This window comes from Paenibacillus chungangensis (assembly GCF_042675905.1).
GTDB lineage: Bacteria > Bacillota > Bacilli > Paenibacillales > Paenibacillaceae > Pristimantibacillus > Pristimantibacillus chungangensis.
On sequence record NZ_JBHTJZ010000059.1, the window covers coordinates 1 to 19323 of the forward strand.

The window sequence follows — 19323 nt, forward strand, 5'->3', positions numbered from 1 at the left end:
AAGACCCCTAACGTTTTTGGCCATTGTCCACGGGAAATTATTTTCTGACAATTCAGATTAATTATTGTGTTAGTTTTTATGCAACGCTACTGATGAATCCTACACTGGAACGCCGAAAAGGGGGCGTGCGCAGCAAGAGAGCAGGACGCCGTCAGGCGTTTATCTTAATCGCTCGACAAATACTTAACAAATCGCGCTTGCACTTGACGTTACGTCAAGTGTTATGCTGTTCTCAACAGGAGGTTGAGAGAGATGAACGAACAGAGAGATAACGTATATTCCATTGGACAATTCGCGAAATTGACAGGTGTGACCGGGCGGACGCTTCGCTATTATGACAAGCAGAACCTGCTCAAGCCGTCCTGGCGCAACGAGCATGGCCGCCGCTTCTATAAGGATGAAGATCTGCTGCAGCTGCAAAAAATATTGACGCTGAAATTTCTGGACTTCTCGCTGGAGGATATAGCCGGTCATCTGGCAGACCCCGGCATCAATCTGCAGCAGTCGCTGGATCAGCAATACGATCTGCTCCGCATGAAGCAGAAGCAGATCGATGCTGTGATCTCCAAGCTGGATCGCATTCGCCACATTGTGGAAGGAACGGGAACGCTGGACAACGGGCTGCTGCTCACCCTGATACATAGCGTGCAGCATGAGGAGGAGCAGCGTCAGTATCTCTCCCGTCTCATGCCTTCCACCCTGATCGACGCCATCTATATGGATGGCAAGCCGAATCAGGAAAGACTCGATACGGAGCGCAAAATGCTGGTCCAGATGGTGAAGCTGACCGAGCTCGGAAAGGCGGGCAAGCAGCCGCAAGATGCTGAAGTCGTTCAGACGGGGCTCCAGCTTGTCGAGATGATGAGGGAACTAATCGGCCCTATTATTAGCGAGATGTCGGAGGAGGAAGTGGAGCGCCTGGAAATTTTGGAATCGGATGAGACCTTCCTGGACCCCAGCATATTCCCTCAGCATGTTGCGAAAGAGGATGAGCAATTCATTTCAGAGGTAATGGCCTATTTGGCAGATAAAGAAGAAGGAGGAAATCTCTTTGGACGTTAAAGGATTCCTGTCGTTAATTCGATCGCACAGTCCGGCCAAATGGATCATTGCTGCCGCAGTGCTGCTGGGGATAGGAGAGACTCTGCTGTCTCTGCTTGTCCCGCTTATGACGAAGACGCTTGTAGAGCAAATGTCGGCATCCGCGCTGGAGACGATGACAATCGTGCTGCTTGGTTCCGTATTCATCGTACAGACCGCCATGTCGGGCTTCTCTGTCTATACGATGTCGTATGTGGGCGAGTACATTGTCTCCAGTATGCGCAGGCAGCTGTGGGAACGGGTCATCCGGCTCCCTGTTCCCTTCTTCGACAACAATACGTCCGGCGAGACGATGAGCAGGGTGACGAACGATACGAATGTCATTAAAGAGTTCATTATAGGCCATGTCATCTCGTTCCTTGGCGGCATCATCTCGGTCATCGGAGGCGTATCGATCCTGCTCTATATCGACTGGCGTATGACATTGCTTATGTTGGCGGCCGTACCTGCTGCACTCCTGGTCCTGTGGCCGCTGGGCAGCAAGATGTTCAGCGTATCGAAGGCGATGCAAGATGAGACGGCGTTGTTGCAGGGCGATCTGGGTCGTGTACTTACGGAGATTCGGCTGGTGAAAGCCTCTCTGGCGGAGAAAGTGGAGGAACGGCAGGGCAGCGGACGAATCGCCAGCTTGTTCCGCTTCGGACTGAAGGAAGCGAAGATTATGTCCATCGTTACCCCGTTAATGATGACGGTGATGCTGCTAGTGCTGGTCGTGCTGATCGGCTATGGAGGCGTGCGGGTGGCGCAAGGCCAGATTACGTCCGGCGATCTCGTCGCCATCATCTTGCTGATGTTCCAGATCGTCATGCCATTCACGCAGATGGCTTCCTTCTTCACGCAATTCCAGAAGGCGATGGGCGCTTCGAACCGGATTCTGGAGCTGTTGAAGGAAGAGACGGAGGATGGCGCAAGCATGTCAAGCTGCAGAGCCGCAAATGCTGTGATCGGGAATGCTATGCCGTCGCAGCAGTTGTCGGGCAACAACCAACTAGAGCGGTCGTCCGCCATAGGGACTGCAGGGCAGCATCGAGCCGAGCTGGCTTTTCATAACGTGAGCTTCTCCTATACGCCGGACCGTCCCATTCTGCAAAATGTATCGCTATCTGCGGTGCCGGGCGGCATGACGGCTATCGTGGGCCCCAGCGGAACGGGCAAGACGACGCTGTTCTCGCTGATCGAGCGGTTCTACCTGCCGGGGCAAGGGAATATTCGCTACGGCGGAGAAGCGATCTCATCTATGCCGCTGGAGCAGTGGCGGAGCCGTATCGCCTACGTCTCGCAGGAAAGCCCGATGATGGCGGGCAGCATTCGCCACAATCTGACCTACGGGCTTGACGGCGTGCCGGACAGCAAGGTCAGGGACGCGATAGCGGGCGCTAATCTGAGCGAATTCCTTGATACGCTTCCGGAAGGATTGGACACGGAAGTCGGCGAGCGCGGCGTCAAGCTGTCGGGCGGGCAGCGCCAGCGGCTTGCGATTGCCCGGGCCTTGCTCCGCGATCCGGAGATTCTGCTGCTGGACGAGGCGACCGCCCATCTGGACAGCGGCTCGGAGAAGCTCGTTCAGGATGCGCTGCAAGTGTTAATGAAAGACCGCACGACACTCGTCATCGCGCATCGGCTGGCGACGATCAGCAATGCGGACAGAATTATCGTACTGGAGAACGGTGAAGTGTCCGGACAAGGCACGCACATGGAGCTGCTGCAGTCTCACGAGCTGTATGCGAAGCTGGTACACCAACAATTCATTGATAATGAGGTGCTGCAAGCGTAATGGCATTTATTTATGCTAGCAAGGGCTTCCGAGGAGGAGACACGCAGTCTTATGCTTGAACGGGCTGGTCTAATGCGCTTATTATCGATATGGAGCTGGGCGATCTGAAGCTGGTTCTCTAATCAACCGGCCTCTCCCTTTCAGGAGAGGCCGGACCTGTGTCGGTGAAAGTAGAAAGTAGATAGTATAAAGAAAATTGCAGCCTCAGATGTTCCTGCGCCTGAGTCTAATCGATGTCATATGTCTAGGAGCACTCAACCCAGCTGCTTTCCACGCGCCAACTGATGTCACTTGCTTTGAAGCCTCTACACCAGCTACTTTCCAAGCTCTAGCCCCGGACATGTGTAATTTTGCAGTGGTAGGCGAGTAGGATGCCAATTGACAGAAGCCCTTGAATTCCCGTCCCGAGGATTGATTAGTCACCATATGTCAACTACCGTTCCAGCTGTGCGTGATTGATATAATTCGAACCTGCATGGCGCCAGCCGGCGTATGAATGGAGACGACGGAGTCGATCGCGGCAAGCAGTAGCTGACTGCCGATCGGTGACAGGAACGAGATAACGCCTTCTTCGGGATCGGTCTCATGGGGAAATGCGATGATGAAGGTGTCCGTCGTTTGATATTCCAAATATTCCAATTCAACCTTGCTTCCGATCATAACCATACCGTCTGCAATAGGGGCGTCGTTATCCAGCAATTGCTTGATGGTATCGGTATACTTGTCCAGCAACTGCTCGGTTGCTTTCCGCTCCTTGCTCAATTGATGGTAGGATGCTTCAAGCAGCTTGGAGCGCTCCTTCACCAGGTTATCCAGTTGCTTCCTTAAAGCTTCTTGCCAGTTGCAAGAAGAGGAAGATGAGATGGAACTACGGTTCATAGTAGATTTCACCTCCGATACGTTTTGACGCAGCGTTCTTTTGTTTGACATCATAAAGGTATAGCATGACAAATTACCTCCTTATAGATAGAGACCCCGCTTGGAACGGGCCTTCCTACTATTGTATCAAGGCCATCAAAAAAAGATAGCCCGAATGAGTCTTCCAGCTATCTTTGTACGAACATGGAAATGTGAACGGCTGTCATTCACTACATAGCTTGCAATCCAGCCTGATTAAGCAGATTCCACGGTTTGTTGTAGTGTGGTTGGAAGAAAAAGTCGACGAAGCTGAGCTGGTCCATCGTCATGCCGTTCTGAATACATACGGACAGCGTATTAATCGATTGCGTCAGATCGATCTTCGACATCACTTGCGCTCCGACGATACGTCCGGTTTCCGCCTCATAGACGACCTTCAAGGTAACAGGCTCGTAAGTGGGCATGAACTCCGGCCGATAGTTGTCCTCGATTGTGATACTTTTCACATTCATGCCCGCAGCAAGCGCCGCCGTCTCCGTCATGCCGGTCGAGGCCATGTTGGCGTCGTACAGCTTCAGGCCCGAAGTTCCCTGAGTTCCCATGTACTTCACCGTTGGTTCCATCAAATTACGCGCGACGAGCGTTCCCATGCGTACTGCATTGGTGGCGAGCGGGATATAGGCGTGCTGTCCGGTGGGATTGTAATGAACAGCACAGCTATCACCGGCAGCGAAAATGTCAGGCTTGCTCGTACGCATATATTCATCGACGAGTATAGCGCCATTCGGCAGCATATCCACTTGCCCCTTCAGCAATTCGGTGTTGGGACGGAAGCCGATGCATAATACGACCAGATCGGCTTCAATTTGCGCTTTGTCCGTCACGACAGTGGTCACTTCGTTGCGTTCGTTGCCAAGGAAAGAAGTGACGGTCTGTCCGAGCGCGAGCTGAACGCCTTTTAACCTTAGCACATCTTCGGTAGCATCTGTAAATTCACGGTCCAGATACTTGAAGAGGATTCTGTCCATATTGTCGATGAGCGTAACTCTCTTTCCTTTCATCTCGAACGCTTCCACCAGTTCGATGCCGATATAGCCGGCCCCGATAACCGCAATGTGTTCCGCGTGCTCTGCTTTTTCGATAATCGTCTGGGCGTGGTGATAGTTCTTACACAATAAAAGGTTATCCAGATTCATGCCGGGCATATCTGGAATGATGGGCCACGATCCCGTTGTCACGACCAGCTTGTCAAAGCTGTGAATGCCTTCTTCGCCTGTGACAAGGTTGCGTGCCCGCAACGTTTTCGTGTCGCTGTCCACTGCAAGCACATCATGCCGCATGAGAGTAGTGACACCAAGCTCGGCCAGCTGCTCCGGCGATGAATAGAACAGCTCCTCCGCTTTCTTGACGACGCCGCCGACATGAAGGGCAATACCGCAAGATAGGAACGAGATATTGTCATTGCGCTCGAATACAGTAATCTCGGCCCCGGGGTACAGGCGAGCCATATTCGTAATCGCGGCAGTTCCGGCATGCGTGCATCCAATCACAGCAATTTTCGTTGTCATAACATAACGCCTCCTAAGGGGAATGTCATTATTGTGAATAAATTCACAATACAAGCAATGAACAGATACAGCAAATGTACTGCCTTGGAGATACGGTAAATCTGAAATCAAACTGTACCGGCCGCCAGTTTCTCCATTCAACTCGACTACGCTTACGTGATACGAAGCCGAAATCAGGCAACCTTTTCAGTTGTGAAATAGTTCACAACCTTGTCTTGCTTATTATCTTATGCGATCGGATTGGATTTGGCAAGGGTGAATATGTGACAAAATTCACATAAGTGAGGTGCGAAGGTGCAAACTTGTTATTCAAGCTGGGATAAAGCTGGTATAAAGAATTGATAAGACTAAGCAATTATTCTAATATACAGAGAATACGGATTATGAGGAATATGTCCTAATAAGGGGAGTAGTGAAATGAGCCAATCAACCTTAAAAGAGGGAAAGAAGAAGCCATCCATACCCGAGATTAAGAAGGCTTTGAAGCAATATGAGAAGGATGCGTTGATCACTATGCTGGTCGATTGTTACAAATCAAGCAAAGACGTGAAAAATTACATTCATGTTTTGCTTCATCCGGAAGATGCGACACAAGAGTTGTATGAGAATGCACGGAAACAGATTGAGAATGAATTTTTCCCGCTGAAAGGATACGGGAAGCTGAGGCTGGCCAAGGCCAAAAGCGCTATATCAGAGTTCAAGAAATTAAGCAACGATGAATTGCGGACGCTTGATTTGATGATTTATTACGTTGAGCAGGGTGTAGATTTCACTGTTACATACGGTGATATTTCGGAGGCATTCTACTCCAGTATGGAATCGATGTATACGAGCGTGCTGAATAAAATAGGCGACAGCGTATCGAAGCGTGCCTTATTCAATGCGCGCCTTCTGAAAATCGTCAATGATACGGATGGAATAGGCTGGGGATTCCATGACTACTTGGCGGGCGAGTATTATGAGTGGGCTTCGAGCGAAGAGGATTGAATTGGCCCGAAGCAACCAGCCATGGGGCAAGATCATGGGCAATTCGGCCCAATACGGCGCTGGCTGTAGAGTTCATCGGCATCATACAGGGACATTGGAGGCTGATTAATTATAAAGGGTTCCGCAAAGTAGTCATGTCTACTTTGCGGAACTCTTTGTCATAAGAATTTATAAATTTTCGATATGCTCGAATCCAAATCCTTATAAGCGATAAAAGTCCATCTCTTAACGCAGTCGCCCATCTTCGAAAGGCCTTATTATCTCATTAGTTTTCGAATCTGCTTTCCAGTAGTTCCGCAACTCGAAGATTGCCTCTTTCCTTTGCAAGGGATACTGCATCATTGCCATCTTCCACTTTGGCATCGACATCAGCACCATGTTCTAACAACAATTTGATCAATGCAACATTGTCATCGTGGAAAGCTGCAGTATGTACACTTGTGTGACCTCTACCACATGGGTATGTGAAATTAATAGTTTTTGTATAAGTCCATGCATTTTTTCATCCAACCATAACTTGTTGCGAAAAGAATGCAGTGATAGGGGAGAAAGGAAGACGCCCTTTAAAAAGTTGTCTGATTTAATGCTGACAATCCAACAATCCAATCGTAAATTTTAAGGCCACCCAGAATGGGGGGCCTTATATTCATGTTTGAGACTTATACTCCAGGATATTTTAAAGTGAAATTCCTCGATCTTTAAGTTCCTTTTCTGCATCACGAGATAAATGTTCCGATACCCATGCATTTAAACTATTACCTGCAGCCATAGCGGCTATTGATACTAGTCTATGCTGCTCTGCTGTCAATCTGACAATGAACTTTCCTGAAAATGGCTTCTCTGCTTCTTCACCTTCTGTCTCACAAAATTCAAGGTAATCATCAACTGAATCCCGAAATGCCTGCTGAATCTCTTCTGTAGTCTTACCTTGGAACGTGATTACATCCCTTAGATACATCACTTCTCCATGTAGTATTTGTGCATCAAAATCAATTTCAATTTTCCCAACATAACCTTTGTACTCCAATAGAGTAGTCATATAGTTACACCCGCCTCTTCTAAAAATCGCCTTACCGACTTAACAGCACCTTTGTCAGTAACATTTTCGGGATGAGGACGATGGAAGACGGCTTTTCGACCATTCAATTTAACGCGAACTCGAGAGTCCTTGCCTTCCGAAATCTCTCCACCAAGCCCGCGAAATAATGATTCTATATCATCCCATGTAATGTCTGCCCTAACCGGATCCTCATGTATCTTATTTAAAGTGTTTTGCTATTTATTATTCATATTCCGTAGTATCACCACCTGATACTATTATATGCAATAATTTCAGCTGAAGTCAAAATTTTTTCATACTTGCCCTTATTTATGGCATGGTATACCGCAGGCAGGTGCAACAATGGTGGATACGATACAATCCGCTAATAAAGAGTTTTGCTGTTATTTGAGCGAGAAGCTTGCAGGATGGGGATACGGCGGCTGTTCAAATAGTTGACAAAGTTCGTACTTCCCCTAGGTGGAGAGCACGATATCCTTCGTATGAAAGTGGATCGCCATGTCGGCGATCTGTTCGGCAAGGCGGATACATTAGCGCCAGCACTTGACGATGCGCTTGACTAGACGAAGCTGGCCGTGCGGCAATTGCTGCAGAATCGTCGAACGAGTGAAATAGTTGCTAATATCCTCTTGCTAATGGAGGCCATGTGTTATAAAATAGGGGCAATATTGAAATACGACGAAGAGGACTAGTACGATTTTCTGAACGCTCAGAGAGCTGTTGGCCGGTGCGAAACAGCCGTGAAGAATATCGGAACTCGCCTTGGAGTAGCCCGCTGAACGAAGGAAGTAAGCGGAGCCGGGACCTGGCCGTTATCATCAGGGCGGATAGCGCTTCGTATGAACGCCTATCTGCTTGAGCGCATACCTTATGGTATGAATGAGAGTGGTACCGCGTAAGATGTCAAAGTCTTTCGTCTCTTTTTTAGAGACGAAGGGCTTTTTTATTTTGAAGACGACTGACATGTGCAAGCACCTCTAAAGAAAAGGATGATTAGCATGAAAAATGACCAGAAGTATGCAAGAGGGTATTTTATGCCGCCTGAGACGAGCTTGGAGTGGACGAAAAAGGAATACATTACAGAGCCGCCGATCTGGTGCAGTGTCGACCTGCGGGACGGCAATCAGGCGTTAGTCGTTCCGATGAATTTGGAGGAGAAGCTGGAATATTTCCAAATGCTTGTTGATATCGGCTTCAAGGAGATCGAGGTGGGCTTCCCGGCAGCCTCGGAGACGGAATTCACTTTCCTGCGCACGCTGATTGAGCAGAATCTCATTCCGGACGATGTGACGATCCAGGTATTGACGCAATCGAGAGAGCATATTATTCGCAAAACCTTCGAGTCGCTGAAAGGCGCGAAAAAAGCCGTCGTCCATCTGTACAACTCCACATCCGTGGCCCAGCGGGAGCAAGTGTTCCGCAAGTCCAAAGAAGAGATCATTGCGATCGCGACTTCCGGAGCGGAGCTGTTGAAGCAATGTGCCGAGGAGACGGAAGGCAACTTCCAGTTCCAGTATTCGCCTGAGAGCTTTACGGGCACGGAGATCGACTTCGCGCTAGATATTTGCAACAGTGTGCTGGACGTATGGCAGCCAACGACGGACAATCCGGTCATTATCAACCTGCCGGCCACAGTGTCCATGTCCATGCCGCATGTGTACGCCAGCCAGATTGAATATATGAGCAAGCATATGAACTATCGCGACAGTGTGATCCTGTCTCTCCATCCGCACAACGACAGAGGAACGGGCGTGGCGGATGCCGAGCTGGCTATGCTGGCGGGAGCGCAGCGCGTGGAAGGCACGCTGTTCGGCAACGGGGAGCGCACGGGCAATGTGGACATCGTCACCTTGGCTCTCAATATGTATTCCCATGGGGTGGATCCGCAACTCCGCTTCGACAATATTCCGGCGATTATTGCCGTATACGAACGGTTGACGAAGATGAAAGTAGGCGAGCGCCAGCCATACGGCGGTGAGTTAGTCTTCACCGCTTTCTCCGGCTCGCATCAGGATGCGATCGCGAAGGGCATGAAGTGGCGCGAGGAGAAGGAGTGCGTGCACTGGTCCGTTCCGTATCTGCCGATCGATCCGAAGGATATCGGAAGAGAATACGAGGGCGATATCATCCGCATTAACAGCCAGTCTGGCAAAGGCGGCATCGGGTACTTGCTGCAGCAGAAGTACGGCTTGGATCTGCCGCCGCTCATGCGCGAGAATTTCGGCTATTGCGTGAAAAATGTGTCCGATCAGAAGCAGCAAGAACTGCTGGTGGAGGAAATCTACGATATTTTCTTGAACACTTATGTCAACTTGAAGTCGCCGGTCGAGTTCGTGAAGTACCGTTATACGGACGATGATGACTTCAAGACCGTCGTCACGATCAAGAGCGACGGCGACGCTGCGATAGATATCTCAGGAGCGGGCAACGGCCGCCTGGATGCGATCAGCAATGCGCTTCAGGCAGAGCTTGACATTACCTATTCCGATCTGGTCTACAAGGAGCATGCGCTGGAACGCGGCTCCAAGTCGCAGGCGGTATCTTATATCGGCGTTACGGCAGCAGACGGCGTCGTCTATTGGGGCTGCGGCACCGATGTCGATATTATGACTTCATCCGTGAAGGCGCTGTTCAGCGCTGTCAACAATCTGCTGCGCGCCAAGGGTTAATTGGCTCGGCAAGACATATGCTGGCTTAGTATGAACGTGTTGAGAGTCATTGATCGCGAAAACCTCGTCTTCGTCAGAGCGAAGCGAGGTTCTTTCGCGTGCTATTCATGCGACGGGAATAGTGCAGGTGACCTACACTGGAGCGCCGAAAAGGTGCGAGCGAGCCGGACGAGAATAGTAAAGGGACGCCATCCCAATCTACGTTATATCGTCCATTGCGAATGGGCGATGGCTACAATGAACCATCCACCGTTATACTCCTCCAGCACCAGAATCAAGCTTTCCCAATCCATTCCTTCGAATTCCTCGTTGAATCCGCTGAAGTAGTAATCGACCAGATAACTGTCGGGATATACGTCCTTTATGTTGGGAATTGAGTTGCCGCTTCCTTTAATTTCGTCCCAGCCGATTTCTTCCGCGTTCATGAAGTCTTGGTTATAGACGAACTTCTCATAATATTGCTTGAAGGTCAGCTCGATCGGATCGCCTATTCCGTCGTATTCGCCCCACCCATACTCCGTCGCGTCCTCCATATCCGGTAGTTCTTCGCGCTGGAACACTTGTGCGGTGTCCGTGTCGATATGGACATATGGCGAGAAGAGCAGTCCCTTCTCCGGATGAATGTACGATTGGAGAGTGACCAGATCACTCTCCTTCAGCGCCGCTATTAATGCTGCGGCCGCTTCTTCCGAAGTGGCTGCGACTTGCGGCTCTTCAGTTGTCGTGACCGGCTCCTGGGTAGAGGCTGGCGGAGCGGGCGTTGCTGTTGCGGCAGGAGTCGAGGGGCTCTCCGACTGTGCCCCTTGTTCGTCATTTCCGTTTGCATTGGAGCAGCCGGCAGCCAGTATTAGTGTTGAGAGTGCTATAACAAGCCATTTTTTCATTATGAATCCTCCTCGTATAAGTGTACGTATTAGATTAGACGTCGTTTTTACTGTGAAAGGTTGCAGGCCGATCGCCCGAACTGGTTAGCGATGGCTGTCACAGTGCGATTATCGGCTCAGAACAAGAGAGTTGGCCGGATATAGCTATTATAACTGTTTTGCTGTAGTATCGAACTAAGAAAGAAAGAGATAATCGTAATCCGTTGCAGATTCCTGGGGGAGGACGCCAGCATGCAGAAGTGGAGAGAAGCGGAAGAAGCGCTGGACAACATCAAGGTAGAGGGCAATGACCGGAATGAAGAGGTTCATATAACGGGTTATGCGGATGGGCTTCACTGTATCGGTGTAGGAACGGACGCCGCTGTGTTCGTGCATGACAAGGCGCCAAACTTAGCTTTCAAATTGTACACAGAAGAAGCGCTGCACAAGAAGAGCAGGGAACGGGAAGTATATAAGCGGCTGGAAGGCATCCCATATTTCCCTATCTGCTACGGTGAAGGGCGGAACTACTTGGTTATCAGCTATGAGCCGGGACCGACGCTATTGGATTGTCTGCTGCAAGGCATCGTGGTGCCAGAGCAGGTTATGCGGGACGTTGAGGAAGCCAGAAGACTCGTACGTGAACGGGGATTGAATCCAAGGGACATACATCTGAAAAACGTGATTATTCAGGACGGACGAGCAAAGGTATTGGACGTGTCGGAATATGCTCTGGAAGGCGATGACAAGCGATGGGAGCATCTGGTATGGGCGTACGAGACGTTTTATTCCAGCATTGCGGGCAAGAAGCTGCCATTTTGGCTTGTTGATTCCATTAGAAACGGTTATAACAAGCTCGATGAAGCAGGCTCCGGTCTGGAGGAATTCGCTGGACGCATCAGCGCGCTGTTTTCCCGTTTTCTGAAGTGAGCAAGGCAGGAGAAAATTATTGAACATCGGTGGACATGGTGCTACAATGATGTCGGAAATCGATTTCCAGCAGAGAGGAATATTGGCTCAAGCCGGCGATATCCGCAGCCAATCAAATTCGCATAATCAAGGAGAAGACGGGATGAAGGTAACGATTAAGGATATTGCCAAAAGAGCAGGAGTGACGTACGGGACAGTTTCGAGGGCGTTGAATGGGGATCCCCGTGTTAGATTGGCAACTCGTGAGAAAATTGCCGCACTCGCGGAAGAGATGAATTATATTCCCAATTTGGCAGCAAAGCGGTTAACGGAACGCTTGTCTTCCTGCATCGGTTTCGTATGCCCAGAGCTCCATGGCTATTTCATCTCGCACTTATGTAAGGGGTTACAGAAGGAGGCGGATAAGAGAGAATTTTCATTGCTTACTTCATCGACCGATGCGGAATCGGCGCTGCGCGTGCTGACAGAACACTTTGTAGATCGAATTTTGCTATGGGCAGTGCCTGAGTGGGTTCCGACGGAACGGTTTTATAGAGCGGTCTCTCATGTGCGCGGCCAGTTTGTCGTTGTGGGCGGAGCTAATATTGATGGTGTGCATCGGATCTCAATTGACAGGAAAGATGCGATATACAAGGCCGTACATCATCTTGCAGCGTCGGGGCATAACCGGATTATGTTCATTGGAGACGAGACAGACAAGCTGACGGGCTTTACATTGGGACTGCTGGATTTTCAGATGCAATACCGTCCGGAATGGATTATTACAACTGCCAGGCATGATGCTGGAACAATTGCAGAACGTCTGGACAGACTACTCCATATTCCATCGCTTGAGCGTCCAACAGCATTGGTTGTGGACAGCCATGGGTTCTTGCTTCAAGTGCTGCATGTCATTCGCAATCGCGGTCTGAAAGTTCCGCAAGACCTGTCACTTATCGTATACGACAATATACCGGAGATGGAGCAATTGTATGATGTTCCACTAACGTCGGTAGGGCCGGATATCAAAGATTTGGTCATGCGGTCAATGGATCTATTGACCGATGACAGCCTACTTCTTCCAGGTGCCGAATGGCAGGAGGTAGGAATTGAATCCCGAATAACCGAGAGAGCATCGGTGCGCAAGATTTAATCGTATTCGGTATCGCAAGGGCTTGACCCAGCAGCAGTATTGCTGCTGGGTCAAGCCCTTGTGTTATTTCGTCAAATATACGAGTAGAATACAAACGTTTGTATTTCGTAAGAACCTATTATTCACAAGCAATAAGTCATATTTGTTAACAGAAATTTAAAATGTATGTTGCAATTATTTTTAGATTACGTTACTATGAGAAAGAACAACTTGTTCTCGCTTGAAAAGAAATCGATTTCTGAAGGAGGGGAAACATGTTGAAACAATGTGTTATGGTAAAGGGAATCTGGAGAATATTGCCGAAACCGCAAAAACGCAGTCATCTACAATAATACTGCCTGTTTGGGGAGGTTTTATGTTGCGGAGAAACAATTCGCCTCAGAAGTGAAAGCGCTTCATTTTCAGAAAGCTTAATCATCGGTCTGAAAAAGGTGTCATAACGATTTCAATCCGCTCATTGCTAGAAGCTGTTAGTCCAAGAACATGGAAATCGATTGCAGGTATTAAACTTTGAATGTAACCGATTTCTTGATTTGATACAACTTATTCAATGAAAAGGGAGTTGGTATGTTTTGAAAAAGCGGTCTGCTATATGGATTATGATGTTAGCGTTGGTTCTGGTATTCACAGCATGTTCTTCTGGCGGAGGCGGTTCTAATAATCCCCCACCCGCTTCACCGGGGAATGATTCTTCTGCTCCGTCGGAGGAGCCTCAGAAGCAAATGTCGTTAACGATTGGTCTACCGGGCAGTTATGAAGTGACAAAGAAAGAGATCATTGACAAGTTCATTGAAACGCATCCGCATATTACAGTAAAGATTGAAGATGCCCCTTGGGGAGATTTTACGTCCAAGATCGCTACGCAAATTGCGGGAAACACGATGCCGGATGTATGGTTTCAAGAAAATGCAACCATTCTGGGCTATGGCAAACGCGGGGTCGCTGAAGATTTGAAGCCTTATATTGAGCGTGATCTGAATGCTTCTGAGTATGTCGATGCTTTATTCTCGGCAGAGACGTCTGATGGCCAAGTGTGGGGAATTCCTCACGGCATCAACTCAGTGGCACTGGCTTACAATAAGAGTGTATTCGAAGCGGCCAATGTTGACTTGCCGACAGATGATTGGACATATGCGGATTTGATAGAAGCAGCGAAGAAGCTGACGATCAAAGAAGGCGATAATGTGAAACAATATGGTTTTATCGCATCTACAGCTATTGCAACGGGCTGGTTCCCGTGGATCAAGCAAGCAGGCGGTATGGTTCTTGATGATAGCAAAACCAAATCGATGCTTGATGATCCGAAAACAGCTGAAGGATTGGAGCAATTGCGTCAAGGCATTGTAGAAGGCTATTTCACAAATAATGATTATTTGAAAGCCAATGGCGGTACAAGAGAAGTGTTTGCAACTGGCAAAGCGGCTTTGTACATGATGCAGTACAGTGAACAAGTGCTTATTAACTCTAGTTTCCCGGATACCGATTGGGATGTAGTGAAAGCCCCGAAAGCTGTAGATGGCAAACGTTATGTGCCGTTTGTAACCAATTCCTGGCTTGTTTCATCCAGAGCATCGGATGACAGCAAGGAAGCGGCATGGCAATTTTTGAAGTTCTATCTGGGTGATGAAGCGCAAACTATGCTTGCTGAAAGCGGTTCGTCACTGCCGGTAAAGCAATCCGCTTATACTGTTTTCGACAACAGCACGACTAAACCGTTGAATAAGAAAGGCTTCACGGAAGGTGTGGCCGAGGCTGGTGTAACGCTGGATGAGAACGCTAGCTGGGCAGAATGGAGATTGCTTGTCCAGCAAGAAGTGAACGAGGCGATCGTACACGGAAATAAGAGTATAGAAGATGCTTTGGCAGCCGCTCATAAGAGTGTGCAGCAAGTATTGGATGAAAATCAATAATTAATCGTTCCTATCATGTTGAAAGGTGCAGCCTCGCTGGGACTAGCACCTTTCAACGCATAGAAAGGCAGGTCTTTCATGCGCAAGCAAAATTACTGGGGTTATCTATTTACGCTGCCGTTTGTCATTAATGTTGTTGTGTTCCTGATCTTCCCTGTTGCTTTCTCGGCCTATATTTCATTTACACAGTATGATTTGTTTAATGCTCCGAAGTGGGTGGGGTTAACGAACTGGATCAACATCTTTAATAAGGATGAGTTCAGAATTTCTATGCGCAATGTTTTTGCTTTTGCGCTTATTTTTGTACCTTTGCAAACCTTAATTGCTTTTCTAATCGCATTTCTATTGAACCAGGCGATTCGTGCCAAATCACTATTTCGACTTTTCTATTTTATGCCTGTTGTGACACCGTGGCTTGCAGGGGGTGTTGTTTGGGCCTGGATGTTTAACCATCAATATGGTGTGATCAACTGGTTTCTCGGTCTTTTGAATATGGATCCTGTCCGCTGGATAGACAATAAGTCGTGGATTGTCGTGATTGCCAGTGTTGCCATTGTGAATGTGTGGAAAGGTGTAGGACAATCGATGATTATTTTGCTGGCGGGCATGCAGAATGTTCCCAAGGAAGTGTTGGAAGCAGGTCAGATCGATGGCGCATCCGGCTGGAAGCAGCTTACGCATATTGTTTTCCCGATTGTGACGCCAATGGTTTATATGGTTGTCATTTTATCTACGATATCTGCATTTCAGGCATTTGATGTATTCCTTGGTTTATTCGGAGGTATTCAAGTAGGCCTTCCGCCACAGAGTGTGGTGCCAAATCTGGTTGTTTATCGAGACTCGTTCGTCCTATTCAAGATGGGGCCTGCATCAGCAATGGCCTGGATATTATTCTTTGTTATTCTTACTGTGACATTATTCCAGCGTTACTTTGAGAAAAGGTGGGTGCATTATGACTAGGACGACTCCCCTGCCGATTAAAATAATGATTTACCTGTTTTTAATTGTTGGTGCATTTATTATGTTTTTTCCTTTCGTTTGGATGGTTTCAACATCGTTGAAAACAACAGGTGCAGTGGCAGCGATGCCGCCCCAACTCATTCCTGATCCCATTGATTTCGGTAACTTTGTAGAAGTATGGAATAAAGTAGATTTTGCGCGATACACGTTTAACAGTTTTTTTATTGTTACTTTGGATATGGTCGGGGCATTGTTGTCCTGTGCGGTGGTAGCTTTCGGCTTAGCCATGTTCGAGTTCAAAGGTCGCACTCTTATCTTCATTACAATGTTGGCGACTTTGATGATTCCAGGTCAAGTGACTATGATTCCAACCTATTTCATCTGGAAACAGTTCGGCATGCTGAACACGTATTCCCCCCTCATTATTCCCAGCTTTCTGGGGGGCGCATTCGGCATTTTCCTGATGCATCAATATATCAAGTCGCTGCCCAAGGAGCTTTACGAGTCGGCTGTCATAGACGGTTGCAGCCCGCCGGGCATATTCGCCAGAATTTACTTGCCGCTATGCAAACCGGCGCTTGCGGCGCTCGGCGTATTTACCTTCATGGGCGCCTGGAATAATACGCTGGGACCGCTCATCTACTTGCAATCGAAAGAGTTATATACGCTGCCGCTTGGGATATTGTATTTGAAATCAGAAAATGTAAATCAGGCGTTGCTTATGGCGGGGGCGGTCATTACTACGCTGCCAGTGGTCGTTATATATCTAGTTGCGCAAAAGCAGTTCGTGCAAGGAATCGCATCTACAGGCATGAAGGGCTAAGGAGAGATCAACGATGACGAAAAAAAAATATGTGCTTGTCGGCGCCGGCGGAAGAGCATTATATATGTTCGCCAAACCGATGGCGACAGAATTACAGGATGATGTGGATTTCAGAGGTGTGTTTGATCCCAATCAGACGCGAGCCAAGCTGTTGAGCGAAGAATGTGGTGGGGTGCCGGTCTATGCAGATTTTCATGGAATGCTTGCTGAGGTGGAGCCGGATGTCGTTGTGGTGGCCAGTGCGGACTATACGCATCATGACTATATTATTGAATCGCTTGAGGCGGGATGTGATGTCATATCCGAGAAGCCGATGACAATTGACGAAGAGAAGACGCGAGCCATTCTTGAAGCTGAGCGGAGGAGCGGCAAGAAAATAACAGTGACGTTTAACTTGCGATTCGCGCCTTATTTTGCCAAAGTGAAAGAATTGATTCTGGCCGGAACGATTGGTGACGTCTATCATATTCAGTTTGAATGGTTCCTTGACCGCGATCATGGCGCCGATTACTTCAGAAGATGGCATTCGGAGATGAAGAATAGCGGCGGTTTGCTAGTACATAAATCGACGCATCATTTTGATATTATCAGTTGGTGGCTGGCTAGCAGACCTAAGCAATTACAGGCATTCGGCTCCCGGAACGTATATGGTAATCAAGGCAAACCCAGGGGCGAGCGATGCATGACTTGCGATTACACAACAAGTTGCGAGTTCTATAAAGATATTACGAAAGATCGCTTCATGGCTGATTATTATGTAGGCGCTGAACATGAAGATGGTTACTGGAGAGACCGCTGCCTGTTCGATGAGCGTATTGATATTTACGACACGATGAGTGTCAATCTGGAATACGAGAGCGGGGCATTGCTCAATTATTCATTAGTTGCCTACAGTCCGTATGAAGGTTGGAAAGCGGCTATTAATGGAAGCAAGGGAAGGCTGGAGGTAGGCAATGTATATCGCAGCGCTGATATGAGCGCAGTTGATTCCAGTACAATTACATACCATAGGCTGGATGGTACTACAGAGCTTATTAAAGTACCCACGCAAAATGGTGGGCATGGCGGCGGCGATGAGAAGCTGCGCAGGGCGATATTCACAGGTGGTGTCGAAGATCCACTTGGTCAGCAGGCAGATAGTCTGGCGGGGGCGGACTCTTGCTTGATCGGGGCAATTGCTAATTGTTCGATTAAGGAAGGGAAATTGCTTCAAGTGCCTGATTTGCGGTCAATAGGAAAGGCGGAATTACAATGAAACCAGTTACAATTGCATTGATTGGCGCGGGTCTCAGAGGAATCAGATATGGTGAATACGCTAACAAGCAACCGCATGAGATGAAGATCGTGTCTGTTGCAGAACCGGATGACTTCAAACGCAATCGAGCAAAAGAAGCATTCGGCATTCCGGAGGAGAAGTGTTTCAAAAGCTGGGATGAGCTGTTCGCTGCCGGCAAGCAATCAGATGCTGTGTTTATTTGTACACGGGATCAGGATCATTATGTTCCGGCAATGAAGGCATTGGAGTCCGGATATCACGTGATGCTGGAAAAGCCGATGTCGCCAAGCTGGAAAGAATGTATTGAGCTGGAGAGGATGGCGGAAAAGCATAATCGCATTCTAACGATTTGTCATGTGCTGCGCTACGCCCCTTTCTTCCGGACCATCAAGCAATTACTGGATGAAGGGCGAATCGGTCGTTTGATGTCCATTCAACACAATGAGAATGTTGGCTACTGGCATCAGGCGCATAGCTTTGTGCGCGGTTATTTCAATCGTGCAGATAGATCCAGTCCGATGATTCTGGCTAAATCCTGTCATGATATGGATATTATTCAATGGTTCGCGGGTGGCAGATGCGTGAGCGTAGCGTCTTATGGGCATTTATCTTATTTCAACAAGAAGAATGCGCCTGAGGGAGCGCCTGAATACTGTATCGATGGTTGCCCGGTTGCCGATTCTTGCGTATATTATGCGCCAGATACGTATATGATCGACAATGGCGGGTGGAAAGCGGAAGCAGCAAGTACAGATCCCAGCTTTGAAGCTCGGTATAAGGCGATGAAAGAAGGTCCTTTCGGTCGTTGTGTGTTCCAAAGCGATAATGATGTGGTTGACCATCAAGTAGTGGTTATGGATTTTGATAATGAAGTTACAGTGGCATTTACAATGAGTGCCTTCACAGAGAAGACTAGCCGTACGCTGAAGCTAATGGGAACGACTGGTGAGATCCGTGCGACGATGGAGACCAATGAAATTGAAGTTCGTCCTTTCGGTGCGGGACGAACCGAACGGATAAAGCTTGAAGAAGCTGCAGGGCACGTCGGTCATGGAGGCGGTGATGGACGTCTTGTGCAGGACTTTGCACGAACTGTTCATGCCATGGAAGCGGGAATGGGAGCGAGTGTGAGCCAGACATCGGCCAAAGAATCGGTGCAGAGTCACCTTATGGCATTTGCTGCTGAACGTTCCAGAGCAGAAAATAGAATGGTACAACTAGAAGAACTTTATTCGGAAGGGCAATCGTGATCCCAATTGAAAATAGCTCCTGCCCGGCAGAACATTCTGCCGGGCAGGAGCTTCTTGTTGGTGCGCCACGCATGGCGCGTAGCTAGGCGGTGAAAGTCCGCTATGGGGGCTTGCAGTTGCCAACCATTAGCCAAGAGCAAGGGTGTCCATCGCGAGGTGGAA

At 48.5% G+C, this 19323-nt stretch carries 18 protein-coding genes and 1 other annotated feature; of the genes, 12 read left to right on the forward strand and 6 right to left on the reverse strand.

Annotated elements, in window-relative coordinates; genetic code table 11:
- The first annotated feature begins 252 nt into the window (after positions 1 to 252).
- Together ACFQ2I_RS19765 and ACFQ2I_RS19770 are read left to right on the forward strand one after the other, a co-directional pair.
- Positions 253 to 1062: a MerR family transcriptional regulator gene (locus ACFQ2I_RS19765; protein WP_377567310.1), complete on the forward strand. Its 810-nt coding sequence runs from the start codon at positions 253 to 255 to the stop codon at positions 1060 to 1062.
- Positions 1028 to 2875: an ABC transporter ATP-binding protein gene (locus ACFQ2I_RS19770; protein WP_377567340.1), complete on the forward strand. Its 1848-nt coding sequence runs from the start codon at positions 1028 to 1030 to the stop codon at positions 2873 to 2875. Before ACFQ2I_RS19765 ends, ACFQ2I_RS19770 begins: the two co-directional genes overlap by 35 nt.
- 429 nt (positions 2876 to 3304) lie before the next feature.
- Here ACFQ2I_RS19770 and ACFQ2I_RS19775 read toward each other — a convergent pair whose 3' ends face one another.
- Together ACFQ2I_RS19775 and ACFQ2I_RS19780 are read right to left on the reverse strand one after the other, a co-directional pair.
- Positions 3305 to 3754: a GreA/GreB family elongation factor gene (locus ACFQ2I_RS19775; RefSeq protein WP_377567312.1), complete on the reverse strand. Its 450-nt coding sequence runs from the start codon at positions 3752 to 3754 to the stop codon at positions 3305 to 3307.
- A 209-nt stretch (positions 3755 to 3963) separates the two neighbouring features.
- On the reverse strand, positions 3964 to 5301 hold the full coding sequence (locus ACFQ2I_RS19780; RefSeq protein ID WP_377567314.1) for an FAD-dependent oxidoreductase: 1338 nt from the start codon (positions 5299 to 5301) through the stop codon (positions 3964 to 3966).
- 417 nt (positions 5302 to 5718) lie between these two features.
- Between ACFQ2I_RS19780 and ACFQ2I_RS19785 the strand changes: the two genes are divergently transcribed.
- Entirely contained in the window at positions 5719 to 6288 is a 570-nt protein-coding gene (locus ACFQ2I_RS19785; RefSeq protein ID WP_377567316.1) for a DUF6155 family protein, read from the forward strand.
- 265 nt (positions 6289 to 6553) lie between these two features.
- On the opposite strand, the gene ACFQ2I_RS19790 is transcribed toward ACFQ2I_RS19785, so the two are convergent.
- The 3 genes from ACFQ2I_RS19790 to ACFQ2I_RS19800 all read right to left on the reverse strand — a co-directional run bounded on the left by ACFQ2I_RS19790 (position 6554) and on the right by ACFQ2I_RS19800 (position 7545).
- Positions 6554 to 6763, reverse strand: a complete 210-nt coding sequence (locus ACFQ2I_RS19790) for an ankyrin repeat domain-containing protein (protein WP_377567342.1) — start codon at positions 6761 to 6763, stop codon at positions 6554 to 6556.
- Positions 6764 to 6964: 201 nt separating this feature from the next.
- Positions 6965 to 7327, reverse strand: coding sequence for a type II toxin-antitoxin system HicB family antitoxin (locus tag ACFQ2I_RS19795; protein WP_377567318.1), 363 nt, complete (start codon positions 7325 to 7327; stop codon positions 6965 to 6967).
- On the reverse strand, positions 7324 to 7545 hold the full coding sequence (locus tag ACFQ2I_RS19800) for a type II toxin-antitoxin system HicA family toxin (protein ID WP_377567344.1): 222 nt from the start codon (positions 7543 to 7545) through the stop codon (positions 7324 to 7326). Before ACFQ2I_RS19800 ends, ACFQ2I_RS19795 begins: the two co-directional genes overlap by 4 nt.
- A gap of 237 nt (positions 7546 to 7782) precedes the next feature.
- On the opposite strand from ACFQ2I_RS19800, the gene ACFQ2I_RS19805 reads away from it, so the two are divergent.
- Positions 7783 to 7911, forward strand: coding sequence for a hypothetical protein (locus ACFQ2I_RS19805; protein ID WP_377567320.1), 129 nt, complete (start codon positions 7783 to 7785; stop codon positions 7909 to 7911).
- 106 nt (positions 7912 to 8017) lie between these two features.
- Positions 8018 to 8272, forward strand: a binding site (T-box leader).
- Between the two features lie 74 nt (positions 8273 to 8346).
- Positions 8347 to 10017, forward strand: coding sequence for a 2-isopropylmalate synthase (locus tag ACFQ2I_RS19810; protein ID WP_377567322.1), 1671 nt, complete (start codon positions 8347 to 8349; stop codon positions 10015 to 10017).
- A gap of 203 nt (positions 10018 to 10220) precedes the next feature.
- Here the strand turns inward: ACFQ2I_RS19810 and ACFQ2I_RS19815 are convergent, their stop codons facing one another.
- Complete coding sequence (locus tag ACFQ2I_RS19815) at positions 10221 to 10901, reverse strand: hypothetical protein (RefSeq protein ID WP_377567324.1); 681 nt, start codon at positions 10899 to 10901, stop codon at positions 10221 to 10223.
- A 231-nt stretch (positions 10902 to 11132) separates the two neighbouring features.
- Between ACFQ2I_RS19815 and ACFQ2I_RS19820 the strand changes: the two genes are divergently transcribed.
- The 7 genes from ACFQ2I_RS19820 to ACFQ2I_RS19850 all read left to right on the forward strand — a co-directional run bounded on the left by ACFQ2I_RS19820 (position 11133) and on the right by ACFQ2I_RS19850 (position 19161).
- Positions 11133 to 11810, forward strand: coding sequence for a serine/threonine protein kinase (locus ACFQ2I_RS19820; RefSeq protein ID WP_377567326.1), 678 nt, complete (start codon positions 11133 to 11135; stop codon positions 11808 to 11810).
- Between the two features lie 19 nt (positions 11811 to 11829).
- Complete coding sequence (locus tag ACFQ2I_RS19825; protein WP_377567328.1) at positions 11830 to 12942, forward strand: LacI family DNA-binding transcriptional regulator; 1113 nt, start codon at positions 11830 to 11832, stop codon at positions 12940 to 12942.
- Between the two features lie 722 nt (positions 12943 to 13664).
- Positions 13665 to 14852, forward strand: coding sequence for an ABC transporter substrate-binding protein (locus tag ACFQ2I_RS19830; RefSeq protein WP_377567330.1), 1188 nt, complete (start codon positions 13665 to 13667; stop codon positions 14850 to 14852).
- A 78-nt stretch (positions 14853 to 14930) separates the two neighbouring features.
- Positions 14931 to 15812: a carbohydrate ABC transporter permease gene (locus ACFQ2I_RS19835; RefSeq protein ID WP_377567332.1), complete on the forward strand. Its 882-nt coding sequence runs from the start codon at positions 14931 to 14933 to the stop codon at positions 15810 to 15812.
- Entirely contained in the window at positions 15805 to 16635 is an 831-nt protein-coding gene (locus ACFQ2I_RS19840; protein ID WP_377567334.1) for a carbohydrate ABC transporter permease, read from the forward strand. Before ACFQ2I_RS19835 ends, ACFQ2I_RS19840 begins: the two co-directional genes overlap by 8 nt.
- Positions 16636 to 16648: 13 nt before the next feature.
- Positions 16649 to 17890 carry a Gfo/Idh/MocA family protein gene (locus tag ACFQ2I_RS19845; RefSeq protein ID WP_377567336.1) on the forward strand — a complete coding sequence of 414 codons (1242 nt, stop codon included), beginning with the start codon at positions 16649 to 16651 and terminating at the stop codon, positions 17888 to 17890.
- The gene (locus tag ACFQ2I_RS19850) at positions 17887 to 19161 is read left to right on the forward strand and encodes a Gfo/Idh/MocA family protein (RefSeq protein ID WP_377567338.1); all 1275 of its coding nucleotides are present in this window, start codon (positions 17887 to 17889) and stop codon (positions 19159 to 19161) included. Before ACFQ2I_RS19845 ends, ACFQ2I_RS19850 begins: the two co-directional genes overlap by 4 nt.
- Positions 19162 to 19323 lie beyond the last annotated feature (162 nt).

Bases quoted from the DNA above. Each gene is read 5' to 3' on its own strand.
- ACFQ2I_RS19820 (WP_377567326.1), top strand. From the start codon at position 11,133: ATGCAGAAGTGGAGAGAAGCGGAAGAAGCGCTGGACAACATCAAGGTA.
- ACFQ2I_RS19810 (WP_377567322.1), top strand. From the start codon at position 8,347: ATGAAAAATGACCAGAAGTATGCAAGAGGGTATTTTATGCCGCCTGAG.
- ACFQ2I_RS19830 (WP_377567330.1), top strand. From the start codon at position 13,665: ATGTCGTTAACGATTGGTCTACCGGGCAGTTATGAAGTGACAAAGAAA.
- ACFQ2I_RS19795 (WP_377567318.1), bottom strand. From the start codon at position 7,327: ATGACTACTCTATTGGAGTACAAAGGTTATGTTGGGAAAATTGAAATT.
- ACFQ2I_RS19850 (WP_377567338.1), top strand. From the start codon at position 17,887: ATGAAACCAGTTACAATTGCATTGATTGGCGCGGGTCTCAGAGGAATC.
- ACFQ2I_RS19835 (WP_377567332.1), top strand. From the start codon at position 14,931: ATGCGCAAGCAAAATTACTGGGGTTATCTATTTACGCTGCCGTTTGTC.
- ACFQ2I_RS19785 (WP_377567316.1), top strand. From the start codon at position 5,719: ATGAGCCAATCAACCTTAAAAGAGGGAAAGAAGAAGCCATCCATACCC.
- ACFQ2I_RS19840 (WP_377567334.1), top strand. From the start codon at position 15,805: ATGACTAGGACGACTCCCCTGCCGATTAAAATAATGATTTACCTGTTT.
- ACFQ2I_RS19765 (WP_377567310.1), top strand. From the start codon at position 253: ATGAACGAACAGAGAGATAACGTATATTCCATTGGACAATTCGCGAAA.
- ACFQ2I_RS19845 (WP_377567336.1), top strand. From the start codon at position 16,649: ATGACGAAAAAAAAATATGTGCTTGTCGGCGCCGGCGGAAGAGCATTA.
- ACFQ2I_RS19815 (WP_377567324.1), bottom strand. From the start codon at position 10,901: ATGAAAAAATGGCTTGTTATAGCACTCTCAACACTAATACTGGCTGCC.
- ACFQ2I_RS19780 (WP_377567314.1), bottom strand. From the start codon at position 5,301: ATGACAACGAAAATTGCTGTGATTGGATGCACGCATGCCGGAACTGCC.
- ACFQ2I_RS19775 (WP_377567312.1), bottom strand. From the start codon at position 3,754: ATGAACCGTAGTTCCATCTCATCTTCCTCTTCTTGCAACTGGCAAGAA.